This is a genomic window from Pedobacter psychrodurus, from assembly GCF_032678585.1.
Classification (GTDB): Bacteria; Bacteroidota; Bacteroidia; order Sphingobacteriales; family Sphingobacteriaceae; genus Pedobacter; species Pedobacter psychrodurus_A.
This window is the reverse complement of the sequence record NZ_JAVTSN010000015.1, coordinates 133,569-144,296: the sequence shown is the minus strand read 5'-3', so window position 1 is coordinate 144,296 and position 10,728 is coordinate 133,569. Positions and strand designations below refer to the sequence as shown.

The 10,728-nt window shown below is 40.0% G+C and carries 7 protein-coding genes and 1 riboswitch; of the genes, 4 read left to right on the top strand and 3 right to left on the bottom strand.

The features are described from left to right. Positions 1–552 precede the first annotated feature (552 nt). The 4 genes from R2S57_RS12275 (at position 553) to R2S57_RS12260 (ending at position 5,290) form a co-directional block, all read left to right on the top strand. Positions 553–2,100 carry a choice-of-anchor I family protein gene (locus tag R2S57_RS12275; RefSeq protein WP_316845244.1) on the top strand — a complete coding sequence of 516 codons (1,548 nt, stop codon included), beginning with the start codon at positions 553–555 and terminating at the stop codon, positions 2,098–2,100. 158 nt (positions 2,101–2,258) lie between these two features. Further along, positions 2,259–2,436, top strand: a riboswitch (TPP riboswitch). Between the two features lie 69 nt (positions 2,437–2,505). After that, positions 2,506–3,324, top strand: coding sequence for a bifunctional hydroxymethylpyrimidine kinase/phosphomethylpyrimidine kinase (gene thiD, locus R2S57_RS12270; protein WP_316845243.1), 819 nt, complete (start codon positions 2,506–2,508; stop codon positions 3,322–3,324). After that, on the top strand, positions 3,321–3,974 hold the full coding sequence (locus tag R2S57_RS12265; RefSeq protein ID WP_316845242.1) for a TenA family protein: 654 nt from the start codon (positions 3,321–3,323) through the stop codon (positions 3,972–3,974). Before thiD ends, R2S57_RS12265 begins: the two co-directional genes overlap by 4 nt. Positions 3,975–4,084: 110 nt before the next feature. Continuing rightward, on the top strand, positions 4,085–5,290 hold the full coding sequence (locus R2S57_RS12260; protein ID WP_316845241.1) for an MFS transporter: 1,206 nt from the start codon (positions 4,085–4,087) through the stop codon (positions 5,288–5,290). A gap of 184 nt (positions 5,291–5,474) precedes the next feature. Here R2S57_RS12260 and R2S57_RS12255 read toward each other — a convergent pair whose 3' ends face one another. From R2S57_RS12255 to R2S57_RS12245, 3 genes are all read right to left on the bottom strand, one after another. After that, positions 5,475–6,278, bottom strand: coding sequence for a hypothetical protein (locus tag R2S57_RS12255; protein WP_316845240.1), 804 nt, complete (start codon positions 6,276–6,278; stop codon positions 5,475–5,477). 121 nt (positions 6,279–6,399) lie between these two features. After that, positions 6,400–9,594, bottom strand: a complete 3,195-nt coding sequence (locus R2S57_RS12250; protein WP_316845239.1) for an efflux RND transporter permease subunit — start codon at positions 9,592–9,594, stop codon at positions 6,400–6,402. 65 nt (positions 9,595–9,659) lie between these two features. Then, positions 9,660–10,727, bottom strand: a complete 1,068-nt coding sequence (locus R2S57_RS12245; protein WP_316845238.1) for an efflux RND transporter periplasmic adaptor subunit — start codon at positions 10,725–10,727, stop codon at positions 9,660–9,662. Position 10,728: the final 1 nt, after the last annotated feature.

Genomic DNA, 10,728 nt, shown 5'->3' with positions numbered 1-10,728 from the left:
ATAAATCGGGAGATTTATACTCCTATCCCTCATGCAAAAACCTAAAGCCGATAAGAAATTGTCGGCTTTTTAATTTTAGAGTTGTCAACTTTCTAGCAAGCTGGTTATTAAAGTTGACAACTCTTCATATCATATTTCTTTCCTTTAGCCCCTTTCCGTCATTGCTAGGTACGAAGCAATCTTACAACGATTGCTACTAATATTTTTTACCCTTCAGCTCATCCTTGCCTCGGCTCGCCGCCGCCGAAAAGCTCTTTCTTTTTGGCGTCAAAAAGAAACAAAAAACGCCGGCTGAAAATTTTTCTTTCAAAGCGAGTGGTTTGGCTAGTTCAGTTTCTGCCGAAAAATTTGTTAGGCCGGAATTAAGTAGAACGGGGATGTGGTGCTTAGGCCTAGCTGATTGGAAATGCATAATGCATACGATGTTCACTAAAAATCCGAGCAGGTTACACTGTAGTTTATTTAATATTTTCTTAATAAAATGATAACAAACCGCGCCTGAAAAATGGCGTTATGTGCGGCTATTTTTGCGGTTCAGATATTAAACGAACCATGAACTGTAAAAAACTATTTGGCGCCATCCTGATGGCATCATTGGCATTTGCTGCCTGCAAAAAAGATTCAACTGATGATCCGATTGTAGATCCTCCTGTAGAAGCTGTTGTTCCTGAGAAAATCGACAGCTTTAAAGAAACGGTTTCGATTGATCTAGGTGGAGAATTTGCTTCAGAAATTTCTGCTTACGATCCGTTAACCAAGCAATTATTTGTAGTAAGTAACGATGGCGGAACCAAGGTTGATGTGGTTGACATGAGCAAATATCCAACGGTTACCAAACTGAAAACACTTTTATATCCAAATAATGCAGGTATCAACAGTGTGGCAGTAAATAACGGTTTATTGGCAATTGCTTTAGATGGTGCAGATAAACAAGGTAATGGTGATGTTGTGGTTTTAAAAACCTCCACTTTAGAAGAAGTTAAAAAAATAACGGTTGGTGCCATGCCCGATATGGTAACTTTTAGTCCGGATGGAAATTACATCCTGTCGGCTAACGAAGGTGAACCTAATCTTGCTTATACCGTTGATCCTAAAGGAACCATTTCGATCATCAGCATCAAAGACAACTACTCTGTAAAAACATTAGATTTTTCGTCTTTCGAATCACAAAAGGCAGCTTTGCTTGCTGCTGGTTTTAGGATTTACGGTTTAAATGCAAGTTTTGCACAAGATATCGAACCCGAATATATCGCAGTAAGCACCGATTCAAAAAAAGCATACGTTACCTTACAGGAAAATAATGGCGTTGCAGAAGTAGATATTGTTGCAGGAACGATCACTAAAATAAATCCCCTGGGCACGAGAGACATCAGCCTGGCTGAAAATGCTTTTGATGTAAGCGATAAAGACAGTAAAAAAGTTTTAGGTACCTGGCCAATCAAAGCTTATTATTTACCAGATGCCATCTCCTATTTTACGGCTGGCGGTACAGCTTATCTGGCCCTGGCCAATGAAGGGGATACCAGACAGGATTATACACCAAAAGATGCAAAAGAAGAAGTACGCGTAAAAGATCTTATGTTAGATCCGGTTAAATTCCCGAACGCGGCAACCCTACAGTTAGATGCCAATTTAGGAAGGCTTACAGTAACCAATACCGCTGGTTTTACCATGGTTGGTACGAATAAAGTATATCAGGAGCTGTACTCAACAGGTGGCAGAAGTGTGAGCATTCTGAATGCAAGCACCGGTGCTTTGGTAGCCAACATTGGTAAAGATTTAGAGCAACATGTAATTGATGCGGGTAAATATGACGACGACCGTTCAGATAATAAAGGTGTTGAGGTAGAAAGTGTAACTGTTGCGCAGGTAAATGGACAAACCTTAGCTTTTATAGGGATGGAACGTGCAGATATGATTGCTGTTTACGATGTAACTACACCAGCCTCACCAAAATTTGTCCAGTTGTTCTCTACAGGTGATGCCCCTGAAGGTTTACTTTTTGTTAAGGCAAAAGATAGCCCTAATGGAAGAAGTTTATTAATTGTTTCGAACGAAGGCGATGGTACCGTTAGGTTCTTTCAGCCAGATAAAATATAGTCTCTATCCCTTTATTAATTATTGTGTTTTAGCCCCGGTTTTATACCGGGGTTTTTGTTTTTGGAATTGTCAGCTTTAATAGGCTTTCGCTATTAAGTTGACAACTCTTTACATATCATAACAAAGAATAAAAACTAAGCCCTATATTGCGCTACGAAATAAAACTTTAGGGGTGCCTTCAAATCAGTTGGCTGAGAATATACCCGTTTTATAGGTGAAAGCTAAAAGGTAAAAGGCGGAAGGTAAAAACCCTATGCCCTAAACCCCACACCTTATACCTTATAAATGAACCTGATCCGGATCATGCCGGCGTAGGAAATTAGTTTGTCTGCAAAAATTGCGTAAATGCATACTGCATTTGAAGACTCCTGAAGTTATAGTATAACAAAATGAAGTCTTTTAGCAATGAAGTATATTAATGTATTAACCATAGCGGGTTCCGACAGTGGGGGTGGTGCTGGTATTCAGGCCGATTTAAAAACCTTTTCTGCATTGGGGTGTTTTGGAACCTCGGTAATTACCGCAGTAACCGCTCAAAACACCATGGGTGTAAGGTCGGTATTTGGCATTCCCGCAGCAATGATTAAAGATCAGATCCAGGCCGTATTGGAAGATATAAAGCCGGTTGCCATCAAAATCGGCATGATTAACCGTGCAGAAGTGGTACAGGTAATCGAAAAGGAGTTAAAGGCCTATAATCACAGTGTTCCGGTTATTTTAGATCCTGTTATGGTGGCCACTAGTGGTCATCGCCTAATCGAACCTGATACCGTTAAGCAACTGGTAGAGAAATTGTTCCCCATCGTAAATCTGGTTACACCAAATATTGATGAGGCCATTATACTTTCAGGCTTGGGGATCAATAACCTTGATGAGATGATTGCTGCGGGTTATAAAATTATCGAAAAAGGGGCAAAAGCTGTTTTAATAAAAGGCGGACATTTACTAGGGCCAACGATTTACGATGTTTTCATTTTAGGAAACGAAACGCCGGTGGTATTGGAAAGTGCCTACATTGTCTCGAAAAACCTGCATGGAACAGGTTGCACACTTTCATCGGCCATAGCCGCTGAGATGGCAAAGGGCCACGACCTATTACCGGCCATTAAAATAGCCAAACATTACATCAGTGCGGCATTACAAGCAGGAAGCGAGATAACAACAGGTTATGGAAATGGGCCGTTAAATCACTTTTTTGACCCTTTAAAATTAATTATACAATGACGTGGAGCGAGAAAGCGTGGGAAAGGGTTAGCCCTATTTATGCTAAAATTTTAGAAATGCCTTTCAATGCAGAATTGAGCAATGGTACTTTGCCTAAAGAGAAGTTTATATTTTATTTAGCACAAGATGCTTATTATCTTTTAGCATTCGGCCGGACATTAAGCACCATCAGTAGCCGCATGCAGGATGCTGATCTGGTTTTGGCCTTTGCCGGATTTTCTACTGGCGCCATTTTCGCAGAGCGTAGTTTACATGAAAGTTATTTTGTAGAATTTGGTCTGGATAGCGAAGTGCACCCCCGCCCATCTACGTTATTGTATACCAACTATATCCTCAGTGAGGCAGCTTATGCCAATGTAGAAGTTGCCGTGGCGGCTGTTTTGCCTTGCTTCTGGATTTATAAAGCGGTGGGTGATTCTATTTTTTCGCGTCAGGAAGGTGATCAGAATCCTTACAAAAGATGGATTGATATGTATGCGGGTGTGGAATTTGCTATAGCAGTGGAAAAAGCGATCACCATTACCGATCAACTGGCGGCGCTTGCCAATGCCGAAACCCAGGAGAAAATGTGGTTGGCTTTCGAAATGGCCACGCGGTTGGAATGGATGTTTTGGAATAGTGCCTATGAAGAGGAAAAATGGAAAATCTAATATATTAACCTGATGCGTTGCAAATATTTTGATATAATGTTAAAAAATTGTCGGTATTTCCAATAGATTTAAGGAACTTTGTAGCTTAATCATTAATTTAAAACATCATTTTGGAAGAAAGCACGCAAGAACAGGCAATTTTAAGTACACCAGAAGATCAACCTGTAACAGCGCAAAGCTCTCCAAAACAAGTACGTTTCGCAATATCGGCCTTCTATTTTATGCAAGGGGTCTGTTTTGCGAGCTGGGCCAGCAGGATTCCAACTTTTAAAGCTTCGATGGGTTTGAATGATGCTGAATTGGGTTCCATTCTTTTCGCATTACCTGCCGGGCAGATTATTACGATGTTTTTTTCTGCAAAACTCACCACACATTTTGGTAGCAAAAAAATGCTCAAGGCCACTGCGCCATTATATGCAATCGCCTTAACTTTTTTGGCCCTCGCTACTACGGGATGGCAGCTGGCAGCTTTTTTAGTGTTGTTTGGTATAACAGGTAATCTCTGCAATATTGCTTTAAATACACAAGGTGTTGCGGGCGAAAATTATTATGGCAAGCCCATTATGAGTTCTTTCCATGGTGCCTGGAGCATAGGGAATTTAACCGGGGCATTAATTGCCCTGGGTTTGGTTAACCTAAAATTAGGGATGTATACGCATTTTTGGATCATTGCCTTACTATCGTTAAGCAATGTTGTGTTTAACTCGAAAAAACTATTACACTATAAAAAGCCTGATACCCCGATTGAGAAAACAAAGTTTTTTACCATGCCACAGGGGATTTTGGTATTGCTGGGAGTTATTGCGTTTTGCAGTATGGCCACCGAAGGAACGATGTTCGATTGGAGCGCCATTTATTTTGAAGATGTAGTGAAACTGCCACATAATAGGGCCATTATTGGCTATGCCTCGTTTATGTTTATGATGGCCAGTGGAAGGTTTTTAGGCGTATTCCTGATCAGTAAATTCGGGCGGAAAAACCTTTTGCAGATCAGCGGTGCGATTATATCGATTGGCATGGCATTAGCAGTAATATTCCCCAATATTATTGTAGCCATCTTCGGCTTTATGTTAATTGGTCTGGGTGTTTCGAGTATTGTGCCGATGGTATATAGTATTGCGGGTAACAACAAAAAAGTGCCTGCCGGCAAAGCAATTACGATGGTTTCGAGTATTGGCTATTTTGCGTTTTTATTCGGCCCACCCTTAATTGGTTATGTTTCGCAATTGTCCAGTCTACGTTATTCTTTCGGGATCATTTCTGTTTTTGGTTTATTGATCACTTTTCTAGTGACGAAAATAAAGGCGATAAATTAATACTGATGTTAATTTTTTGAGTTGGTTAACTCAGAAAATACTAGAATAATCGTCACCCTGAATTTATTTCAGGGGCTATTTTGCTGGGGAAGATGCTGAAACGAGTTCAGCATGACGATCGAATCAGATAAAGAAGATAAGAATAAGCATTGCCAATAGATATTAATTGATGAAGCTTATATGGTTACTCGTTCTTCACCAACCCATGTTCTTTTAGCGTTGCGATAGCAAGTTCAATCAGCCTTAAATTTTCATCCTGGTGCCCATGCTGTACTTCTACATTGATATAAGGGATATTATTCTGCATGGCATAAACTGAAAGCGAGCCGTCATTAGTAGCAAATTTAGATTGCAGGATTACGTTTACGTTTGCTTTTTTTAAACTCGAAAACAATCTGGGTTCAGTTACGTAAATCAGGTCATCGCCATCCATCTGGAAGTTAATGTATACAGAATCGGCTGTGCTGGCCAAATCATATCCTGGTAAGTAGGAGGAAATTCCGAAACCGCCATCAGCATTGTTGTGTAGGGTTAAAAAATAACCTGTAGCTTTTGGATCATAAAAATCGACAATCTGTTTGCCCGCACTTAGTATGGCTTTCTCCACTTCGTTAGAGCTAAATAAATCTTTCTTTAATCGCGTATTTACACCTATTTCGGTATAAATCGCATTGGGATCTATACGGTATTGATCGTCCATATAAGTGAAATAATAATCCCTTACGCCACCATATTGGCTATCGATCAGTTCTCCACCACTCCAGCGGATATAATCAAAACCTGCTTTTACACCGGTATCTTCATTGTCGTGCACCACCAAAAATTTTATTCCATTAGGTTTATAGCTGTATTTCACCAGGGTAATGTCGAGGTTGTAAACTTTAACAAAGCTCGAATCAGTAGTCATTGCCGGAAAAACAGGAGGATGTTGAGCTTTTACTAAGAGGGTAGCGCAGATCAGGAACAGGCTAAAAATGATTTTGAACATAATGCCTAATATACAATGTTGCTACATAATTTGTTTGGATACAGTATTGTAGAATTATCTGCGCATAAAAAAAGGCCGCCTTTGGGAGGCGGCCTTAGCTGATTGTTAATCTGGATATTTATTAATGTTTTAAGTCGATATCATATTCGAGCACATCTTTGTGGTCGTATGGTTCTTCCATCAATTCATCAATTGTTTTAGTTTTTTTGTTGAAACCTAACTTATCTAACATAATGTCGAAAATTAAGTAAACTACTGGTACAACAATTAAGGTTAAGAACAGCGAACTGGTTAATCCACCAACGATAACCCATGCCAAGCCATTTTTCCATTCGGCACCTGCACCGCTTGCTAATGCAATTGGAAGCATACCGAAAATCATGGCGATGGTGGTCATTAAAATTGGACGTAAACGCGCATGGTTGGCTAAAATTAACGCTTCGATAGTCGATTTACCCTCAGCTTTCATGTGGTTGGTAAAATCGACCAGAATGATCGCATTCTTTGCTACCAGACCCATTAGCATGATAAAACCTAAAATGGTAAAGATACCGATAGAGTTATTGGTTAAAGCCAATGCTAAGAAAGCTCCGATTAACGCCAGTGGCAACGAGAACATCACCACAAATGGATAAACAAAACTATCATATAGGGCTACCATAATCAGGTATACCAAAATGATCGAAGCCAGTAAAGCGATACCTAAAGTACCAAAACCTTCACTTTGGTTTTCCTGATCCCCAGCCCAGGTATAACTTACCCCGATTGGTGCTTTTAACTTACCATTTTTTTGCATTTCCTGTAGTTTCGTTTGAAACTCAGCCACTACAGTTCCTGTTGGCCTACCAATTGATTGGGCCTGAACAGATACTGAAGTTGATTTATTTAAACGCTCTAACTGACTTGGTCCGGAACCTTCGGTGATATTTGCAAACTGCGATAACTTAATCTGTTTGCCATCAGCGTTTACAAAAATCAGGTTACGTACATCATCAATATTTTTTCTGTTGAAATCCTGATATTGGATATTGATATCGTACTCGTATTCACCTTTACGGTATTTTCCATCGGTATTACCGGCAAATGCGGTTTGCATGGTCGAACCTACAGTTTGTAATGTTAAGCCCACTGCCGACATCTTATCGCGGTCTACCTGAACGTTAATCTCTGGTGTTCCTTTTTCTACTGATAGTTTAATCTCGGTAGCTCCGGGAATTGTTCTCAGTAATTTTTGAGCACCTTCGGCATATTTTAAAGCGCTATCTAAGTTAGAGCCCATTACTACCAAACTGATAGGTGCATTTTCAGCGATACCCAAAATACTAATTGGCACCGTTTTAACTTTTGCCCCAACAAGCTCTTTTGCCAAAGCACGGCTCATCTTGGTTGCAAAAATATCCGATGACATGCCTTCGCGTTTATCGCGCTCTACCAGCTTAACGTTAATTTCTGATTTGTATGCCGTTGCCTGGGTTCCACCAAAGTCGCCACTGGCCTGACCAACAGTCGTAATTAACTGTACAATTTCTGGCTGTTTATCTAAGTAAGCTTCTGCTCTTTGCGTAAAGAAGTTGGTTTGTTCTAGCGGCGCATCTTTTGGTAATTCAATCTGAATTAAGAATTCACCTTTATCAGATTTAGGGAAAAACTCCGATCCGATAAAACCTGCCCCCGCTAACCACATTGCAGCAACGAATAATACAACTACCGCCAGGATGGTACGTCTTTTATGGTTTAACGACCATGTTAAGATGCTGGTAATCCAAATGGTGAATTTTTTTAGCTGTTTTTCGAACCATAAAATAAAGCGGCCAAATATGTTTTTGCCTTCTATATGCTCTAGCTTTCCAAAACGTGAGAAAAGTAATGGTACAATGGTAAATGAAGCAACCAACGAAAGTAGGGTTGCAATAATTACTACCACACAGAACTGACGTAGAATGTTAGATACCAAACCTGAGCTGATGGCAATAGGGAAGAATACCACCACGATTACCAAAGTAATCGATACAACGGTAAAACCAATCTCTCGTGTTGCATCAGAAGCAGCCCTTACTTTGTTTTTACCCATCTCCATGTGTCGCTGGATATTCTCCAGTACCACAATCGCATCATCCACCAGGATACCTACCACGAGGGAAAGTCCTAAAAGAGACATTAAGTTTAGTGTAAAACCAAATAAACTGATCCCGATAAACGTTGCAATTAACGATGCCGGAATCGATACCATTACAATTAACGCATTACGTAAACTGTGCAGGAAGAAAAGCATTACAAATGCTACCAGAACAACCGCCAAAATTAAATCGTGGATAACGGCATCTGCAGATTCTAAAGTGAAAATCGAACTGTCGTTAACAATTTTGATGTCGAGTTTGTTGGCTTTATATTCTTCTTTAAGTTTCGCGATAATGGCGTGTGTACCTTTACTTACTTCTACCGCATTTGCATCACTTTGTTTAATGATCTGGATTGCGATAGAGGCTTTACGGTCAACACGGGCCAATTTCTCGGTTTCCTTTTGCGAATCCTGAACATCAGCTACATCACCTAAACGAATCTGGGCGCCATCTTTTGAAGTGGTTAAAACCAGGTTTCTTAACTCCTCGATGCTTCTGTATTTACCCGATAAACGGATTAAAACATCCTGATTCTGGGTTTTAACACTTCCGGTAGGGAAATCTAAGTTGGAGGTTAAAATCAATTGCTGTACCTGAGGAACAGAAAGATTATAACCTTGTAGTTTATCGGCATCTAACGAAACCTGGATTTCACGTTCAGAACCGCCAATTAAGTTTACCTGCGCAACACCGGTAACCCTCGAGATTACTGGGGCAATACGTTTATCAATTAAATCGTAAAAGGTGATATCATCCATATTTGCCGAAGCAGTCATGGTGATCACCGGTAAATCATCTAGCGAGAACTTACTTAACGATGGTGTTTTTACATCCTCTGGTAATTGAGAAAGAATGGCATTTACCTTACGTTGGGCATCATTCAGTGAAATATCGATGTTTGCGGCATCGGTTAAGGTGATGGTAACGGTTGATAAACTCTCGAATGATACAGAGTTGATTTTTTTGATGTTTTCCATCGATGATACCGCATCCTCAATTTTTTTGGTTACGGTATTTTCAACCTCATTTGGTGAAGCACCAGGGTAGATGGTCGAAATAGATACTACGTTGTTAGAGAATTTTGGAAGTAATTCATAACCCAACGAAAAGTAACTTAGTAGCCCGAGCAAGGTCAGTGCGGTAAATACCACAATCACCAGCGAAGGCCTTTTTATAGATATATCTGTTATCTTCATTTTAATTAGTATTGCGTTTTGCGATTGGCGTACCGCGTTTTAAAAGCCAATTAAATCCCTCTAAATTATTTTACGATACTCACGGCAGTACCATCAGCAAGGTTAATCTGGCCACTGGTAATTACAGTTTCACCTTCTTTTAAACCGTCAAGGATTTCAACATTGTCGCCTAAAATACGGCCAGCTACCACGGTACGGGTTTTAGAAGTATTGTTAGATTTATCCAGCATAAAAACCTGGTTGCTGCTTACACTACCTACAAATGAGGTACGTGGAATAAGAATGCTTGGTGCCTGTTTAGGAAACTTAAATATGGCAGTTCCATACATACCCGCTTTCAAGGTATTTTTGTGACTGTTATCTACTTCAACCTCGATTGGGAAGTTTAAGGTTCCATCAGCTTTAGCAGCGATGAAAGTTACCTTTCCAGAGAAATTATCTGTAGGGAAAACAGAAGATTTGATCTCGATGTTATCTCCAACTTTAAGGTTGGCCACCTGCGATTCGTTTACGTTTACTTTTAGTTTCAATTTAGAAACATCAACCAGTTCGAACATTTGGGTACCTTGAGTATTTACAAATGCACCAACTTCGATGTATCTTTTGTTCACAATACCGTTGATTGGTGATTTAATGTTTGCATCACTTAATTTACGTTGTGAAGCCTGTAAACGCAATTTTGCATTTCTGGTAGCCAATTTAGCCTGATCTAACTGTTGTTGGGTTACACCACCAGTAGAGAACGAGCTTTGATATCTGGCTTCATCTCTTACTGCATTTTGGTAGTTCGCCTCAGCAGTTTCTCTGTCTGTATTGATGATCTCAGCATCCACACGTGCAATCACCTGACCTTTGCTTACGCGGTCACCCTCATCAACATAAATAGCAGTAACACGACCGGCATTTTCTGATAAGAAGTTAAGTTCTTGTTTAGGAATAAAGTTTCCGTTTGCACTGAAATCTAAATTCACCGCTTTTTTCTCTACTTCAGCAATACGAACGGCAACTGCACCACCACCTTTAGCAATGAAAGCAGTTTTTTCTTCGTTCTTCTTTTTATTGTTGCTTAAAACATAAGCGATTGCGCCAAGGGCAACAACAATTACGACAATTATGATAATTACTCTTTTCATT

Bases quoted from the DNA above. Each gene is read 5' to 3' on its own strand.
- R2S57_RS12275 (WP_316845244.1), top strand. From the start codon at position 553: ATGAACTGTAAAAAACTATTTGGCGCCATCCTGATGGCATCATTGGCA.
- thiD (WP_316845243.1), top strand. From the start codon at position 2,506: ATGAAGTATATTAATGTATTAACCATAGCGGGTTCCGACAGTGGGGGT.
- R2S57_RS12265 (WP_316845242.1), top strand. From the start codon at position 3,321: ATGACGTGGAGCGAGAAAGCGTGGGAAAGGGTTAGCCCTATTTATGCT.
- R2S57_RS12255 (WP_316845240.1), bottom strand. From the start codon at position 6,278: ATGTTCAAAATCATTTTTAGCCTGTTCCTGATCTGCGCTACCCTCTTA.
- R2S57_RS12250 (WP_316845239.1), bottom strand. From the start codon at position 9,594: ATGAAGATAACAGATATATCTATAAAAAGGCCTTCGCTGGTGATTGTG.
- R2S57_RS12245 (WP_316845238.1), bottom strand. From the start codon at position 10,727: ATGAAAAGAGTAATTATCATAATTGTCGTAATTGTTGTTGCCCTTGGC.